This is a genomic window from Halorhabdus salina (assembly GCF_013839425.1).
In the GTDB taxonomy this organism is placed as follows: Archaea; Halobacteriota; Halobacteria; order Halobacteriales; family Haloarculaceae; genus Halorhabdus; species Halorhabdus salina.
This window is the reverse complement of sequence record NZ_JACDNP010000002.1, coordinates 65,470-82,036: the sequence shown is the minus strand read 5'-3', so window position 1 is coordinate 82,036 and position 16,567 is coordinate 65,470. Positions and strand designations below refer to the sequence as shown.

General features: G+C 64.1%; 14 protein-coding genes. 2 read left to right on the top strand and 12 right to left on the bottom strand.

The window, feature by feature from the left end:
• Positions 1 to 101: 101 nt before the first annotated feature.
• On the bottom strand, positions 102 to 1,103 hold the full coding sequence (locus HZR20_RS03140) for a transcription initiation factor IIB (RefSeq protein ID WP_181685143.1): 1,002 nt from the start codon (positions 1,101 to 1,103) through the stop codon (positions 102 to 104).
• A gap of 262 nt (positions 1,104 to 1,365) precedes the next feature.
• Here HZR20_RS03140 and HZR20_RS03135 point away from each other — a divergent pair, with 262 nt between their 5' ends.
• Both HZR20_RS03135 and HZR20_RS03130 read left to right on the top strand, forming a co-directional pair.
• Entirely contained in the window at positions 1,366 to 2,196 is an 831-nt protein-coding gene (locus HZR20_RS03135) for a TrmB family transcriptional regulator (RefSeq protein ID WP_181685142.1), read from the top strand.
• Between the two features lie 164 nt (positions 2,197 to 2,360).
• Positions 2,361 to 3,092: a hypothetical protein gene (locus tag HZR20_RS03130; RefSeq protein WP_181685141.1), complete on the top strand. Its 732-nt coding sequence runs from the start codon at positions 2,361 to 2,363 to the stop codon at positions 3,090 to 3,092.
• Positions 3,093 to 3,157: 65 nt separating this feature from the next.
• Here HZR20_RS03130 and HZR20_RS03125 read toward each other — a convergent pair whose 3' ends face one another.
• The 11 genes from HZR20_RS03125 to HZR20_RS03075 form a co-directional block, all read right to left on the bottom strand.
• Positions 3,158 to 3,841 (bottom strand): anaerobic ribonucleoside-triphosphate reductase activating protein, encoded by a 684-nt coding sequence (locus tag HZR20_RS03125; RefSeq protein ID WP_181685140.1) that lies wholly within the window; start codon positions 3,839 to 3,841, stop codon positions 3,158 to 3,160.
• Positions 3,841 to 5,967 carry a ribonucleoside triphosphate reductase gene (locus HZR20_RS03120; RefSeq protein WP_181685139.1) on the bottom strand — a complete coding sequence of 709 codons (2,127 nt, stop codon included), beginning with the start codon at positions 5,965 to 5,967 and terminating at the stop codon, positions 3,841 to 3,843. Before HZR20_RS03120 ends, HZR20_RS03125 begins: the two co-directional genes overlap by 1 nt.
• Positions 5,968 to 6,065: 98 nt before the next feature.
• Positions 6,066 to 7,082: an AIR synthase family protein gene (locus tag HZR20_RS03115; protein ID WP_181685138.1), complete on the bottom strand. Its 1,017-nt coding sequence runs from the start codon at positions 7,080 to 7,082 to the stop codon at positions 6,066 to 6,068.
• 79 nt (positions 7,083 to 7,161) lie between these two features.
• Positions 7,162 to 8,205 carry an ABC transporter ATP-binding protein gene (locus HZR20_RS03110; protein WP_181685137.1) on the bottom strand — a complete coding sequence of 348 codons (1,044 nt, stop codon included), beginning with the start codon at positions 8,203 to 8,205 and terminating at the stop codon, positions 7,162 to 7,164.
• Entirely contained in the window at positions 8,198 to 10,030 is a 1,833-nt protein-coding gene (locus tag HZR20_RS03105; protein WP_374057580.1) for an ABC transporter permease, read from the bottom strand. The genes HZR20_RS03110 and HZR20_RS03105 overlap by 8 nt, the downstream gene beginning before the upstream one ends.
• Positions 9,994 to 11,130, bottom strand: coding sequence for a thiamine ABC transporter substrate-binding protein (locus HZR20_RS03100; RefSeq protein WP_181685136.1), 1,137 nt, complete (start codon positions 11,128 to 11,130; stop codon positions 9,994 to 9,996). Before HZR20_RS03100 ends, HZR20_RS03105 begins: the two co-directional genes overlap by 37 nt.
• Before the next feature lie 182 nt (positions 11,131 to 11,312).
• Positions 11,313 to 12,266, bottom strand: a complete 954-nt coding sequence (gene rio1 / locus HZR20_RS03095) for a serine/threonine-protein kinase Rio1 (RefSeq protein ID WP_181685135.1) — start codon at positions 12,264 to 12,266, stop codon at positions 11,313 to 11,315.
• 89 nt (positions 12,267 to 12,355) lie between these two features.
• Entirely contained in the window at positions 12,356 to 12,643 is a 288-nt protein-coding gene (gene eif1A, locus HZR20_RS03090) for a translation initiation factor eIF-1A (protein WP_181685134.1), read from the bottom strand.
• 80 nt (positions 12,644 to 12,723) lie between these two features.
• Positions 12,724 to 13,248, bottom strand: a complete 525-nt coding sequence (locus HZR20_RS03085; protein ID WP_181685133.1) for a hypothetical protein — start codon at positions 13,246 to 13,248, stop codon at positions 12,724 to 12,726.
• A gap of 634 nt (positions 13,249 to 13,882) precedes the next feature.
• Positions 13,883 to 14,518 carry an alpha/beta hydrolase gene (locus tag HZR20_RS03080; protein WP_181685132.1) on the bottom strand — a complete coding sequence of 212 codons (636 nt, stop codon included), beginning with the start codon at positions 14,516 to 14,518 and terminating at the stop codon, positions 13,883 to 13,885.
• 52 nt (positions 14,519 to 14,570) lie between these two features.
• Positions 14,571 to 16,547 carry a DUF460 domain-containing protein gene (locus HZR20_RS03075; protein WP_181685131.1) on the bottom strand — a complete coding sequence of 659 codons (1,977 nt, stop codon included), beginning with the start codon at positions 16,545 to 16,547 and terminating at the stop codon, positions 14,571 to 14,573.
• Between the last annotated feature and the right edge of the window lie 20 nt (positions 16,548 to 16,567).

Sequence of the window (16,567 nt, the reverse complement as noted above, 5' to 3'; positions counted from 1 at the left end):
TTGGTTACCGAAGTGAAAGGAGACAGCCCCGCCCTTCAGCACGTGGAGGCTGTCAGCCTATCGAACGCTCGCCGAAAAACTGTCTGCCAGTCAGTGCTCGCTTACAGGCCGGCAGCTTCGGTGCGAGCGTCCACGTCACCGCTTTCGAGCAGTGCCAGGAGCTCGGAGTACCGGTCTCTGATCGTGACCTCACTGACGTCGGCCGTCTCGGCGATGGCACCCTGGGTGACGCGATCGCCGGTTAGCAGTCCGGCGGCGTAGATCGCGCCCGCCGCCAGACCTGTCGGGTTCTTGCCGCTGTGCACCCCATCGTCTTTCGCTCTTGCCAGCAGCTTCCGGGCGCGCCGTTCGAGCTTGTCACCGACCCCGAGATCCGAGACGAACCGCGGAAGATAGGATTCCGGATCTGCGGGAGCAATCCCGAGTTCGAGCTGCCGAGCGAGGTATCGGTACGCGCGGGCGAACTTCTGGCGACGGACGCGACTCACCGGCTCGAACTCGTCGAGACTGCGCGGCGTGCCGGCCTGCCGAGCCGCGGCGTACAGCGACGCCGTTGCCATGCCCTCGATCGAGCGCCCCGGGAGCAGCTCGTCCTCGAGCGCACGCCGGTAGATCACCGAGGCAGTTTCACGGACGTTGTCGGGCAGTCCCAGCGCCGAAGCCATCCGATCGATCTCGCCCAACGCCTGTTTCAGGTTCCGGTCCTGTGCGTCTTGGGCGCGAAACCGTTCGTCCCAGACGCGAAGCCGCCCCATCTTCTCCCGCTGGGACGCTGAGAGGGTCTGGCCGCTGGCGTCCTTGTTCGACCAACTGATCGATGTCGAGAGGCCCTCGTCGTGGAGCAGTTTCGTCGTCGGGGCACCGACGCGACTCCGCTGATCGCGCTCTGCGGGCGTGAACGCACGCCACTCCGGCCCGTGGTCGATGGCCTCGGACTCGACGACGACTCCACACTCTTGACAGACCCGCTCGCCGCGCTCCTCGTCCGTCACGACTGTGCCGTCACACTCGGGACAGGCCGTTGCTGATTCGACCCGTTGGTCGTCCTGCCGGTTGCCCGCTCGTTGCCTGGTGGCCGTTCGTGTCGAGTTCGTTTCTGACATGACTAACGTGCCTGCCTAACTCCGTACCCCTCAGTAGCTGACCGGGCTATTTAGGGCTTTCGACAGTTTTTCACTCTAATAGAAACAGATGGGGTATGAGTATAGTAACAACTCATGGGACGACGGTCACAGGATTTGAGACGATGTCGCAGTACGACGGTCAGGAGATGACTGCAATCAGTTGTTACGGGCGTAGAAACGTCCAAAGGACTATTCGGATGTGGGACGAACCGGACATACCCGGAGTAGGGTGCAGTCAACTATGTCAAACGACAGGCAATCGACGGACGGATCTGCGGACTCGATCGTCGAGGAGTGTGTTTCGCTGTTACAGACGATCGATTTCACCGAATACGAGGCCAAATGTTTCGTCGGCCTCCAGCGCGTCCGCCAGGGCACAGCCAAGGACGTCAGCGACGTTGCGGACGTTCCTCGCGCTCGCGTGTACGATTGTATGGAGGGGCTACAGGAACGGGGGTTGGTCGATGTCCAGCAGGGGACGCCCCGGGAGTTCCGTGTCGCCGAGCCCGGGGAGGCCGTTTCGCTACTGGATCGTCGCCTCTCGGAACTCCTCGACCGCCTGGAAGAACTCTTGCCGCGATTACAACCACCCGAGGCGACTGAAGCCGGTGGCGACGTGTGGGTCATGGAAGGCGATGCCGAGGTCAGCGAACGTATGGTGGGGTTGATTCAGCAAGCCGACGAGGAGGTGTTGCTCGCTGCGGCCGTCGCGGACCTCCTGACCGACGATTTGCTTGCCGCCCTGGGCGAGGCCACCGAGCGCGGGGTCGATGTCGTGATCGGGTCGCCGGCAGCGTCGATTCGCGAGCGCCTGGACGAGGAACTGCCCATGGCCCGCGTCCAGGAAACCTGGACGTGGTGGGACTCACACCCGATCCAGCCAGGTGCCGTGAGTGCGATTCTCATGGTCGACGGCGAACAACTGTTGGTCAGTGCCGACGTCGAAACCTCGCTGCCCGGCGTCCGGAAGCACCGGGCCGTCTGGACCGACGGCGACTCCGCGCCGCTGGTCGGGATGATGCGACCATTGCTTGCCGACGCCATCCAGCGCACGGCTGAACCGGCAGTTTGAGTGCCAACTCGTCGGCTGGTCGGCTTCGATCACTGGTTGGGCAGTGCCTGCAAACTGTGTCACTCCTGAAACGAGTCAGATAGGTCCCTCACGGTGGAGTTCGTTTCGCGGGCGTGGCGATCCTTCCGAAACTTATTTCTGCTGAGTATGAGGTAAACTCTCACATGTCGGGATCCAATCACGAACCCGTCGCTGATGGCGGGCAGTCGCAGGATGGACAACCACAGCAGGCACAGGGCGAACAACCACAGCAGGCACAGGGCGAACAACCACAGCAGGCACAGGGCGAACAACCACAGCAGGCACCGCCCCAAGGTGGACAGCAAGGCCAGCAGGCGCCCCAGGGCCAGCAGTACCAGCAGGGTGGCGTTCAGCAACCGCCGGGTCAACCCGGGTACGGCCAGGGGATGGGTGGTTCGACACTTGGCCCCGACTTCCAGAAGTTCGGGAAACTCGGATTGGGTGCGTACCTCTCGATCGGGCTCGGAACGCTGGTGCTGCTGTTTCTCGCGTCCACGCTCGCGGGGGAAAGCACCAGTGGCGTCGCTGGTATCTCGATAGCCAGCGAGCAGGCACTGTTCGTCGCGTCGTACGGTGCCTTCGAGTTCACTTTCCTCCTCTCGCCGCTGCTTGCGATCGGACTCGGCTTTTTCGTCGGCCAGCGTGCGTCGGCGGGGTCGTCACCGCCGGCCGTCGGAGCAGCGGTCAACGGCGGCGCCGTACTGGCGACGCTACTTGTGCTGGCCGTGTTCTATACCCTGTTCAAACCCGAGACCGTGTCAACAGCGCTTCCGGAGTTCGGTGACTTGCTCACACAGGCAATCGCCGTCGCGATCGGTGCCGCCGTCATCGGGGCGGCAGGCGGGGCTCTGAGCGAGCGTTTCGAGCGGTGGTAGTCGGGCTGGGCATTACCGGCGATTCAGGATCTTCTTTTCGCGTCCGTTGACTTGACGTGGGGGTGTCACCGCTCCGTTGACCGTCGGGTGACCGGCGACGGCAGGTCTCCGAGGGTCGCCTCGATCGCTTCGAGTGGCTCCGAGGGCGTGGGTTCGACCCGCTCGGGCGATAGTACGGCGCCGGTCTCGACGCGCTGGACGTACAACGGGCCGTCCCCCGCCAGTGCAGCGAGCCGTTCGAAATCCGCGGGCGCGACCACGCCCGGGTCGAAGGTCGTCCGGAATTCGGAGGCTGGCGCTCGATCGCGGACGAGTTCGACGCTCCGCTCGATAGCCTCGGCGATACCATCCCTGGCACCGAGTTCGTCGTAGCGCTTGGGGAGTGTCTTGAGGTCCATCGCAACGTAGTCGATCGCTCCGGTTTCCAGCGTCTCACGCAACGTGTCCGGTCGCGTCCCGTTCGTGTCGAGTTTCACGTCCAGCCCGCGGTCGGCGATCCGCTCGACGAACGCCGGTAAGTCATCCTGAAGCGTCGGTTCGCCGCCGCTGATCACGACGCCGTCGAGGAGGTTCGCGCGCGTGTCAAGCAACTCGAAGACATCCTGTGTCTCGATTTGGGGCCTCTCGTCGAGTAGTGATGGGTTCTGACAGTACGGGCACTGGATGTTACAGCCCGCGGTGAAGACCGTGCAGGCGACGCGACCGGGGAAGTCAGACAGCGTCGTCCGCTGGAGGCCGCCGAGATTCATCAGTCGGCGATGCTGGGTCGGAAGTCCGCCCGCTCGTCGAACTCCTCTTGCTTGCCCGGGTTCCAGTGTTCGGTGGGTCGGAGGTAGCCCACGACCCTGGAATACACCTCACAGGATTCCCCACAGGCTGGGCACGTCTCGTGTTCGCCGCTGTGATAGCCATGGGTCGGGCAGACCGAAAACGTCGGTGTGAGCGTGTAGTAGGGCAACTCGTAGTTTTCGGCGATCGTTCTGACGAGTTGCTTTGTCGACTCGGGCGAGGGCATCGATTCGCCGAGCCAGCCGTGAAAGACCGTTCCCCCGGTGTATTTCGTCTGGAGATCGTCCTGGTGATCCAGGGCGTCGAAGACGTCCGGTTGCGCGCCGAAGGGCAACTGGGTGGAGTTCGTGTAGATCGGCTCCTCGCCGTCGAGGCCGTCGGTAGCGTGGACGCGCAGGTCGGGGAACTGCTCGCGATCCTGTCGTGCGAGGCGGTAGGACGACCCCTCCGCGGGCGTCGCTTCCAGATTGTACATGTGTCCCGTTTCGGCCTGGTACTCACGGAGCCGATCGCGCATGAACTCGAGGACTTCCTCCGCGAACTGCTTGCCATCGGGTGTGTCGATCCCCGATTCCGGGCCCCGAAGGTTCAGCAGGGCCTCGTGGGTTCCGATGAGGCCGATCGTCGAGAAATGGTTCGCCCAGTAGCTATCGTGGGCTTCCTCGACGTTCCGGAGGTAGAACTTCGCGTAGGGGTACAGCCCCTGCTCGGTGTACCGTTCGAGGACCTCGCGTTTGGTCTCCAGGCTCTGCTTTGCGACGTCCATCAGCGATCCCAGTCGGTCGAAGAACTCGTCCTCATCGTCGGCCCGATAGCCCAGCTGGGGCAGGTTGATCGTGACGACGCCGATCGAACCCGTGAGTGGGTTCGAACCGAACAGCCCGCCGCCACGAGACTCGAGTTCGCGGTTGTCCAGTCGGAGCCGACAGCACATCGAGCGGGCGTCCTCGGTATCCATCTCGCTGTTGACGAAATTCGAGAAGTAGGGGGTGCCGTACGTGGCGGTCATCTCCCAGACGGGATCGAGCGTCTCGTTGTCCCAGTCGAAGTCCTCGGTGATGGAGTAGGTCGGGATCGGGAACGTGAACGGCCGGCCCTTCGCGTCGCCCTCGAGCATCACCTCGGCGAAGGCGCGGTTGATCATGTCCACCTCGTCCTGGAACTCCCCGTAGGTCGTCTCTCCCTGCTCGCCGCCGATCACGACCGGCTTGTCGGCGAGGTGATCGGGGACCGTCAGGTCCATCGAGAGATTGGTGAAGGGGGCCTGGAAGCCGACCCGGGTGGGGACGTTGAGATTGAAGATAAACTGCTGGAGCTGGTGGCGGACCTCCTCGTACTCGAGGTCGTCTGCCCGGATGAACGGCGCAAGGTAGGTGTCGAAATTCGAGAGCGCCTGCGCGCCGGCAGCCTCGCCCTGCAGCGTATACAGGAAGTTCACGAGTTGCATCAGCGCCACGTCGAAGTGCTTGGCGGGCCCGGATTCGACTTTCCCGCGGACGCCCTTGAGCCCCTCCCGAAGGATGTCTTCGATGTCCCAGCCGACACAGTAGGGCCCCAAAACGCCAAGATCGTGGACGTGGATCGCGCCCGACTCGTGGGCCTGTGCTACCTCGGCGCTGTAGATTTTCTCCAGCCAGTAGTCTTCGATCGTCCGCTCGGTGAGGTGGATGTTCAGCCCCTGCAGGGAGTAGTCCATGTTGGAGTTCTCCCGGACGCGCCAGTCCTCGCGTTCGACGTAGGCATCGACCGCGCCCTGGGAGCGCTCCTCGGCCTCGCCGCCGTTGGCCTCTACGAGCCCTTCCAGGTCACGTAACCCGGCGTGACGGTGGCGATAGAGGATGTACCGCTTGGCAGCCTCGTACTCGTCAGCCTCGACGAGCGTCCGCTCGACGTGATCTTGAATCGTCTCGACGGCGACTGTCCCGTCTGCCGGGTCCAGGCGATCCACTACGCCGTCGGCCACGGTAGCGATCTTGACGTCCGGGTCAGCTCCGGCCGCCTCGAACGCCTGCCGGATGGCGTTCGTGATCTTCGACCTGTCGAAGGACTCGTGCGTTCCGTCGCGCTTGCGAACCTCCTCGACCATGTGATCCGCCGGTTCTCTCCGACCATACTAAACAACTTTGATTGCTATTGTCCAAGTGAATTTGTACTACGCCCGTTCGAGACTCCCACCGGACCGGCTTAGCGGTCCGCGAGCTGTGCCATGGCATCCCAGGCGGGATCACTCTTCGGGGCCTCGGCTCGTTGGTCGTCGAGGTGGACCGTTCCCTCGCCATCGGTCGCCTTGACCTGGCCGATCACCGCGGCCGGCGTCCCGCCCGACTCCATCGCTTCGACGACCGCCGTCGCTTCTTCGGGAGGCGTCGTGAGCAGGAGGCTCCCCGCGCTGGAGACCGTCCAGGGATCGACTCCCACGGCGTCACAGACGGCTTGCACACCTGGCTGGATCGGGGCCGGGTCGCGCTCGACGACGAACCGGTGGCCAGCCCCCGTCGCCATCTCGGCGAGCCCACCGATGACCCCGCCCTCGGTCGCGTCGTGCATTGCGTGCAGGTCGCCAGCTTCGCTTGCGCGGTTGGCGTCCGCGACCCCGAGAATGTCCTCGACGCGCTCCTGTGCCGTCGCGACGGTCGCGGCCGACAACTCGAGGGCGTCCGGGAACAGCGTCGCAAACAGTCCGGCCGTCTCCGTGCCGGGGCCGGTCGTGAGGACGATCGCGTCGCCCGGCTGTGCTCCGTCGGGCCGGACCAGATCGGACGGATCGCCGACGCCCAGGGCCGTCCCGCCGCCGACCCACGAGTAGTCGATCCCCTCGTAGCGCGCCGTGTGGCCGGCGACGACGCTCACGCCCAGCGCTTCGGCGTGGTCGGCCATCCCGTGCCAGGTCCGGGCGAGTTCCTCGTCGGTCATTTCTGTGGGAAGTGACAGACTTACAGTGACGTGTGTCGGGTCGATCCCCGAGACAGCGACGTCCGTCAGAACGATGTCGAGCGCCATGCGTCCGGCCCGCTCGAAGCCCAGCGCGGGGAGGACCGATATCGGATCGGTTGCCGTCACGATCGCGCTGTCCTCGACCGAGAGCACGCCGAAGTCGACGCCGTGCTGTGGGCCGACCGTTACGTCCGCCCGGTCGGCACCCAACTGTGGCGCGATGATCTCCTCGAAGGTTCCGTCGTCTATCTTTCCGCGATCCGGCATTGCTTCGAGTCGGGCCGTCGCCGTCAAATCGTCGGCGTTTTCGTCCTGTTGTTCGACCTCGTCGCCGCCTCCGGATGTCTCACTCGGCTCCGATGACGGTCACGTCCGCGGCGTCAAAGCCGAGCGTGACGTCCTCGCCGTCCGGTTCGCGCTGGGTCCTGACTCTGATCGAGTGGCCGTTCCACGTACAGTGGACGCGGTAGGCGTCGCCCAGGAACTCGACGTGTACGACGGTCGCCGAGAGGGTCACTTCGCCGGACCCGAGGTGGATGTCCTCGGGACGGACACAGACAGTCACATCGCTGCGAGTGGGGGGCGATTGTGGGAGGTCGATTCTCTCGTTGTCGATCGTCAGGGACTGATTGTCACCGTCGACCCGCGCGTCGAAGACGTTGTTTTCGCCGACGAACGCCGCAACGAACCGCGTCGCGGGATTCCGATAGACGTCCTCCGGCGTCCCGATCTGTTCGATCCGACCGTCGTTGACCACGCCGATCCGGTCGCTGATCGCCAGCGCTTCGGCCTGGTCGTGGGTGACGTAGATCGTCGTGATCCCCAACTCGCGCTGGATCTCCCGCACTTCGAGGCGCAACTGTTCGCGCAACCGCGCGTCCAGCGCCGAGAGCGGTTCGTCGAGCAGAAGGACGTCCGGGCCGGGTGCGAGCGCGCGAGCGAGGGCGACACGCTGTTGCTGGCCGCCCGAGAGCGATTCCGGCCGTCGATCCGCCAGATCGGCCACCTCGACGAGTTCCAGCAGTTCGGCGACTCGCTCCTCGGAGTCGGTGTCGCCCGGTGCCGACCGGTACTGCAGGCTGTAGGCGACGTTCTCCCGGACAGTCATATGCGGGAACAGGGCGTAGTTCTGGAAGACGATCCCCACGTCGCGCTGTTCGGGCGGCAGGCCGGTGACGTCGCGGCCGCCGATCCGAACCGTCCCGCTTGCCGGCGTTTCGAAGCCGGCGATGGTCCGGAGCGTCGTCGTCTTGCCACACCCGGATGGCCCGACGAGCGTGAAGAACTCTCCCTCGGCGACCGACAGCGTCACGTCCGATAGCGCGGGGACGTCACCGAAGGAAACGGAGACGTCTTCGAGTTCCACGCCCGTTTCAGTCGACTCACCCATCGTATCTCCCTCCGACGCGGTCGATGACCACGAAACTGGCGGCCGTCACCGCGAGCAGGACGGTCCCCATCGCGGTGGCGGGCCCGAGGCTCGGCCCGATCGAGCGGTTGCCGACGTACCGTTCGAGCGCGACCGGCATCGTGTGACTCGCCCCGCCCTCCGCGAGCAGGACCGTCGAGTCGAACTCGCCGATGCTGATCGCGAAGGCGAAGGCCGCCCCGGCTACCAGCGGGGCGACGATCAGCGGCAGGGTCACCGTCAACAGTGCCCGGAATCGCGTCGCACCCAGTGACCGCGCGGTCTCGACCAGCCGGTCGTCGATGCCGGCCAGGGCAGGGGTCACGTTGCGGGTCACGAACGGGTAGGCTGCGACGGCGTGGGCGGCGACGACCGCGATCCAGCCGGTCACAGTGAGTCGATGGCCCAACACTTCGACGCCGAAGACGAGCGTCTGCAACAGCCCCAGGCCGACGACGATGCCGCTGACGGCGATCGGCGCCGACAACAGCGTCTCCGCGAGGCGACTGCCCCGCCCGCTGCGGGTCGCAACCAGCGACACGATCACGCCCATCGGAACAGCGGTCGCGAGCGTTCCCAAGGCGAACAACACCGAGTTGCGAATCGCCGTGAGCGGTGCGATCGTCCCGACTGCGGTCGAGGCCTGTCGAGCGAGCAGGAATTCGTAGTACGCCGTCGTGAACGCCCCCTCCGGCCCCGTAACGCTCTCGATCAGCAGGCTGAGGATCGGTCCGAGGAAGACGACCGCCGCGACGCACCCGTAGGCGAGCACTGCCAGGCGTCGCGGGTCGGAAAGCGTCCGCCACCCCGCAACTAGCGATCGTCGCGAGCGGGAGCGCCCTCCAGTGTGAGACACGATCTGTCCGGACTCATACCGGAGGTAGATGTACATGATCGCGAGCGAGATGGCTGATTCGAGGACGGCCAGTGCGGCGGCCGCCTCGAGATCCAGCGATTGCACTTTTGCGTAGAGCCATACTTCGACAGTCTGCAACTCGAGGCCGCCAAGCGCCAGCACGATCGGGAAGGACATGAACGAGAACACGAACGCGAGCAGCGTCGCCGAGAGCAGCGCGGGGCGCAACTGGGGGAGGACGACGTCCCGGAACGCTCGAATCGGTGTCGCACCCATCGATCGGGCCGACTCGATCTCCCGGGCGTCGATCCCTTCCCAGGCGCTCGTCACGAAGCGGGTGACCAGTGGTGCGTTGTAGAAAGCGTGGGCGATTACGATCGCCGGCAGCGAATAGAGCACCTCGATCGGCCCCAGGCCGACGACCCCGAGGAGGTCGTTGAAGAGCCCTGTCCGGCCGAACATGGCCTGAAAGCCGACCGCCACGAGAATCGACGGCAGGACGAAGGGCACGATCGTCAGCGACGTGAGTGTCTGTCGCCCCCAAAAGTCGAAGCGGGCGAGCACGTACGCGCCGGGCAGGCCCAAGGCGACGCTCGCGAGTGCCGACAATGCCGCTTGATAGGCCGTGAAACCGAACAGCCCGAACTCAACCGCGCTGAGCGGTGCCCCGTCGGCCAGCCACGTGAGAACTCCCGCGGGGACGCCCATCGGATCGGCGAAGACGTGGTGGGCCACGCCGAGGTAAAAGGGATCGGCGAGTATCTCCACGATCGGTGCCAGTGGGGTCCCGCCAGGGTTGATCGCAGCCAGGAGTACGCGACCGACGGGGTAGTAGAAGACCGTCACCAGTACTAACAGTGTGGCCAGGAGTCCAACCGGGAAGACGACCCGATCCGACGACGGCCACGCCATCGTCAGGCGCTGACTTCGCGGGCCCAGTCCTCGATCCATCCCTCGACGTTCCCTGCCAGTTCGTCGTACGTGAACGTGACGGGTTCGCCGGGCTCGTCGGCGTACTGTGAGAACTCCGCGCCGGGATCGACCCCTTCGACGGCCGGGAACTGGACGTTCCGGACTGCGATCTCGGCCTGTGCCTCCGGTGAGAGGGCAAAGTCCATGAACTGCCGGCCGATTTCGGGTGCGTTGGCATCGGTGAACAGCCCCATCATCTCGGGGTTGGCGTAGCCCTGGTCGTTCAGGAACCCGACCTGATGGCGGGACATGTCGACGCCTTCACCGTGATAGTAGACCTGATCGGTCGAATATGAGACGACCATCGGGGCTTCCTCGTTCTGGTAGGCCTGGTAGGCTGGCTCCCAATCGGAGAGAATCGTCACGTCGTTATCGAGGAGGTCACGCCAGTAGTCAAGGTAGCCGTCCGGCCCCTTCTCGGCGATCGTCCAGAGGAGAAACGCCCGGCCCGGGTCGGATTGCTGGGCGTTCTGAGCGATGAGATCGCCGCGGTACGGGTCGGTCGTGAGTGTATCGAACGTCGCCGGGTTTTCGACCTCGCTCTCGTCGTAGACCAGGGAGATATACCCGGTGTCGTAGGGGATCGCCCTGCCACGCGGATCGGCCTGGAGTTCCGGTTTGACGTCTCCAGCCCGCTCTAGATCAGGCGTCGCGAACAGCGAGCCATCGAGTTCTTGGTCGGCCCGGACGAGCTCCGACGTGTTCAACCCGACGTAGGCGTCGACATCGAGGGGCGCACCCTGCTGTCGGCGCAAGATATACTGGTTGAGGCCGTTTTCGGGTGTGACGAACTCGACAGTCACGCCGTCGTGGGCCGATTCGAAGGCCGATTTCAGCCAGTTGCCGGCGGTACCCTCGCCAGTGAACGAGGAGTACGTCGCCACCTGGAGCGTCCGCTCGGCCATCGGGGTGCCGGTCGTCGTTCCCGTGCGAGCTGCGGTACTGGTCTCGGTGGCTGTGTCCGTCTCGGTTGCCGTCGGCGATCCTTCTTCGGTCTGTTCGGCGTCCGAACAGCCGGCAAGCGCCGTCGCACCGGCGACGCTGATACCGGCCGTTCGAAGGAACGTACGTCGTTTCACCACCTGGTTGTTCGACTGAGTGGTGATGTTCCTTGCGGTTTCAGGTGCGAACACCGGTGAGAGTCGCCACTGGTAGACGTCCCTTCTGCGCTGGTAATCACCATGTGTGTTGTCGTTCTATCAGCACGTCCGATGATGACCGGCAGCCACGAACTACCCGAGTCAATCCACGAGTGACTCACCTACTCGTTTTCGCCGGTGATGTCGTTGTACAACTCCTCGGCAGTTACCTCGACGCCCTCCCCGGCGAAGAAGTTCGCGACGTTTTCACAGTCACGCTGCAGGAAGTCGTCGGCGTTGGGCGAGTGAACCGTCACCGCCTGCCCGAGGTCGATGACGACCAGTTCCCCCTCGTGGAAGACGACGTTGTACTCAGAAAGGTCGCCATGGACCAGGCCGGCGTCGTAGAGACGGCGCATGTACTCCCGGAGCACCTCGAAGGCCGTCTCGGGGTTCTCGATGTTGACCTCGTTGAGTCGTTTGGCCCGCCCTTCGGCGTCGGTTGCGATGTACTCCATGACGAGGACGTTGCGCTCGACGGCGATCGGGTTGGGAACGCGGACGCCGGCCTGTTGGGCTCGTTTGAGGTTGGCGAACTCCTTGCGGACCCAGGCCGTGATGACCTTCTTCTTGTCCGAGCCGATCCCCTCGAAGCGCGGGTCGCCGTCGAGATACCCGCGCATGTCCTTGAAGTCGGAGGCGTTGATCCGGTAGACCTTGACGGCGACTTCGTGACCGTCTCTCGAACCCCTGCCGCCGTCGTCTCGTGGCGTCGCCGCTTGCGTGTCCGCGGAACGCCGGTCCGCGCGACTCGAATTATCCGGGGCGCTACGCGACTGGGTTCCGGAGAGTGCCGTGTAGACGTTGGCCTCTTTTCCAGTCGAAATCGGGGCCCCGAAGGCCTCGATGTAGCCGTCCTGGACGAGTTTGTACAGCGCGGCGAAGGTCGCATCATCGAAGACAGATGCTTCGACTTTGAACTGCTCGGTATTCTTGATCCGCTTGCGGAACTCACTGAACTCCCGATCACGGCGGCGGGCGATCCGGTCGGCCTCGGTGTCCGCGACCTCGATCTCCTCGAATTCGTCGCCTGGAGCCTCGGCTCCCTCGTCGTCGATCAGGCCAAATTCAGTCATCGGTGCCCCAAAAAACAGTGCTGGCGGTGCTTCGCGACGATCCGTTGCGGTCGGTCGGAGGTGAGACGGCCCCCGTCATGTCTCGCCCGTCACGGTTCCTGGATGTGCCCCTCCTCACGGAGCTGATCGGCCTCCTGTTTCTCGTAGCGCCAGGTGACGTCGGCCTTCTCTTCTTGCCAGTCCCACGGGCTCACCAGAACGACGTCGTCCTCGCGGATCCAGATGCGCTTTTGCATCTTGCCCGGGATACGAGCGGTCCGCTCGACGCCGTCCATACACCGTACATTGATGCGGTTGGCCCCCAGCATGTTGGTGACGACAGCGAACACCTCGTCATCGTCAGGCATGCGGAGATCAGTCCGCTCCTGATCGCTCATGCCCGGCGCTACGGACGGCAGGGGTTTAAGGTTTGAAAAACGCGCCGCGTGTTCACACGCCCGCCGACTGTCCTGCCCGGTCAGTGGAGGGTCCCCTCTCGCACGTGCTCGTCGTACGCGAACAGCGCGTAGCCGACCTCCGCGGGGGAGAATCCGGTCTCGTCGGCGAGCGCCCGGATCGGCTCGACCATCGCCACGTAATCGGCGGCATCGAAGTTCTCCTTGCGCCCCTCCAGGTAGTCCAGCCGTTCGAGAGCGGCCCAGACGCGCGTGTCGACGACGGCGTGGTGGTCCGGATCCAGTGCCGTCAACACGGCCGAGGCAGTCGGTGCCTTGAACCCCGAGAGTCCCGAAAGGAGGTGCACCTTCGAGAAGTCCCCCTCGACGCGACGGACGTTTCGCGTCACCTCGACGCAGCGCGCCTCGGGATTAGACTTGACGTGATAGGCACTCCGGGTCGCGGTCTCGTAGGCCAGTTCGTACAGCTGGTCACGGGTGAGGTGGCCCTGCTCGCGATACCGTTCGCCGATGTCGTCCAGCTGGTCAGGCAGGACGCCCTGTGTGTCTCCGTAGCGATCGAGGTTTTCGGCGATGAACTCCTCCATGTGACAGCGACGGACGGTGAGACACAAATACTCTCAGGCTCGTGGCTCCGCTGGTGAAACAACTATAGAGTGTGTGATATTGAGACTGATTGTCGTGCATGATGGAAGGCGCATATTCAGCACTGAATGTTCTCTGTCGTGGACTGGCTCAAATCAGTCAACACAGTGTGTATGCAGTCAGTAGGACACTCCCACAGTCGTTCCTTCTTTTGTTCGCATCTTCTTTCACGTTTACAGAAGATGTATTAAGGACGTACTACATATTCAGCCAATGAGTCGGAGTGACTCTACTGGCGCCATTTCAAACACGGAGGGAAGAGGGGTGCTTTTGTTCCCCATCGGTATTGTTCTTCTCGTGTACAGCGGTACTCAGTGGTTCGGTTATGTTCCTTCCGCACCGTGGTTCGTTTACATCGTCTTCGGTATTGGTCTGTTTGCCTGGGGAATCTACCAGCTCCAACAAGAGTCAGATTGACGCGGACTACGCAGTCTCAATCTACCGACTGATTCAGCGCAACTCGCTTGCAAACAGGACGCTGGTTTGCTGAATACATCCGCTATATCTTGCATTCCCCCTGCCTACCAACTCCGAAACAGATCACTGGTTCCTGTCTTCGGGGAGAATCTCCCTCCGCTATGCCGGCAGGAACGCTATCGTTTCCTCGATGACTCGTTCGTGATCTTGCAGAAACGAGTGATCCTCGTCGGGGAGGACCACGAGTTCGCCGTCGGCAAGTCCCTCGGCGATCCGTTCCGCACTGTCGAGGGAGATGCCATCGTCGTCACCCTGAAGGATTCTGACGGGAACGTCGATATCGAACTCGCCGGGCGTCACGGAGGGGAGGTTGTCCCACGCGTCTTCGGGGACGTTCTCGGCGTTCTCCGCCAGGACCGCGGGGGCCCACAGCACCAGTCGATCGACCGTATCCGGCAGATGCTCCAGGGCGATCCGGCCACCGAAGCTCTTGGCGACCACGGTGATCGTCGAGCACCCCAGCGAGCGGAGGAAATCGACGCCGGCCGACAGCTCTGCCCGGAAGTCCTCGTCGGTTTTGTCCTCCAGGTCGCCGGGTGACATCCATGTCTCGAAGCGGGCAACGTGGTGGCCCTCGGCGGCCGCTCTACGGGAAACTCGGAGGAACACGTCGCCGAACGGACCGTGTCCCGCGCCGGGAACCAGCAGTACCCCGTGATCCGAAGACTCCTCGGGCGTGTTCAGCCGGCCGGGATACGTGCTGTCGCCGACCTCGAGTGTAACGTCTTCTGACATCGATCGAGATAATCGGGTGACCAGCGGATAAATCCTCTGCCGGCTGACACCATCACACGCTACCGCCGTGGCCCGACGCGCGGTGTTCACTGATGAGTTGATCGACCATCTCCGCGGTTCGGGCCTTCTCACGTTCTCGACGGTACTCCCGCCACTCTTCGGTCGCGGCCTCGACCTCGCGCTCGCGGGCGACGGCGAGTTCGTCGACCTCCTGGACGGTGACGCTGTCAGCCGGTGCGATCGGTACGCCCTCTTCGAACAGCACCTCGTCGGAGACGTCTGAGAGCCCGCCCGTCCGGAGTACCAGCCGGGGGTTCAGGTCGGCCAGCCGTTCGGCCGTCGAGCGGCCGGCGCCCGTCGCGTCACGGAAGAGAACGATGTCGTCCTCGGCGAGGCCGAAGCGGTCGTCGGCGTCCTCGATGGCTTCGGTCGTGAACTTCTCGACGACCTTTACCGGGACGAGACCCTCTTTGGTCTCTTCGACCTCGGCGAAGTTGGAGTGATCGAGTTTCCAGAGGGCCTTCAGGCGTTCGAGTTTGCCCTCAAGCTCTTCGACGCGTTCACGTTCGTCTTCGAGTTCCCGTTCGAGACGATCGTTCTCCCGTTCCAGACGGGTCACTTCCCGTCGTTTGCGTGTCTCAGCGCGCTGCTCGCTGCGGGCGGCTTCGAGTTTGCCCTCGTACTCCGCGATCGTCTCGTCTTTCTCCTCGATCGTTCCACGGAGATCCTCAACGTGTGATTCGAGACGCTCGACCCGTTCGGTGAGTCGGTTCCTCTCTTTTTCTTCGGGGCTCAACTCGCGTGGTTCGTGTTCGGTCGTCTCTGTGGCTTCACTGTCGTCCTCGGTGAGGTCTTCGAGGACGCTTTCGACGGACTCCTCGTCGGTGAGTACCCGTGCGAGGACCCGCCCGACCTCCTCGCGTGGCGGGACTTTTGAAGCGACCCGCTCGAACTGCGCTTCGTGGTCGTCGTAGGCTTCCAGGGCGGCCGCCAGGGCGTCGCGTTCGTGGTCGTTGTCGTAAGCCTCCTCCCGCGTCCGGTGGAGTTTCTCGTCGACGGCAAGGTCGCGGTCGGGCGTCCAGCCCGCGGCGTCGAAACTCCGACGCAACTTCTCGACGGTCTCGGGCATCGGTGTGACGTCCGCGGCGACGAGGATCGGTCGCCCACGTTCGATGATCCACTCGGTGACCGCCGCGGTGTCGTCGGTCCTCGTCGAGTAGACATCCAGCACTTCGCCGTCGAGGCCGAGGACGGCCACGGCGGTCGTCGTCCCCGGGTCGACGCCGACGATGACGTGATCGCGTCGGTGGGCAAGCGGCTCGAACTCGATGCCGTCGCGGCGCTCGCGTTCGATCTCGATGCGCGTATCCCCCGACCGTTCCGCCGAGACGGGGATCTCCGCTGGCGGCGCCTGGACTTCGAAAACGGCATTCGAGAACCCGCCGTACTTCTCGGTCACGTCCCGCTCGTAGTCCAGAGCGGCCGCGTCCAACTCGCGTTCGACATCGCGGGTACGCTTCTTCACCGAGCCGTGGATGCGCCGGGTGTAGCGGTCCTCACTCCACCCACCGCCGCCGGTCGATCGACCACGGGCGACTTTCACGCGCGTGGTGTCGGTGAACGCCGAGACTTCGTAGCCGACGTTGGCTGCGGCCAGTCGGGCCGCAGCCTCGGCTTCTTCCATCGGGTCCTTGCCGTAGGGGACGCCGTGGCGAGTCGCCACTCGTGAGAGTGGCTCCGGTTGCTCGTCGCCGGTTACCTGGACAAGTCCCGTTCCGTCGGGCAATTCACCAAGGAAGTGGATGAGGGCGTCCTTGTCCGGGGCAAGTTCGTACATGTTGTCCGTGGCGACGATCGCTGGCTCTTTCGCGTCGATCAGCCGGCGGAGCTTCCGGTGGCTCACCACATCTCGCTCGATGGACTCGCCGTCGAAGATCACCAGCGCGTATGCGGGCGCGTCCCCTCGAACGTCCCCGCTTTGGACGTCCACGCCGAAGATTACGTCGTCCAGGGCAGCCGTCCGTTGCACAGGATTGGTAAGAGAGTCAG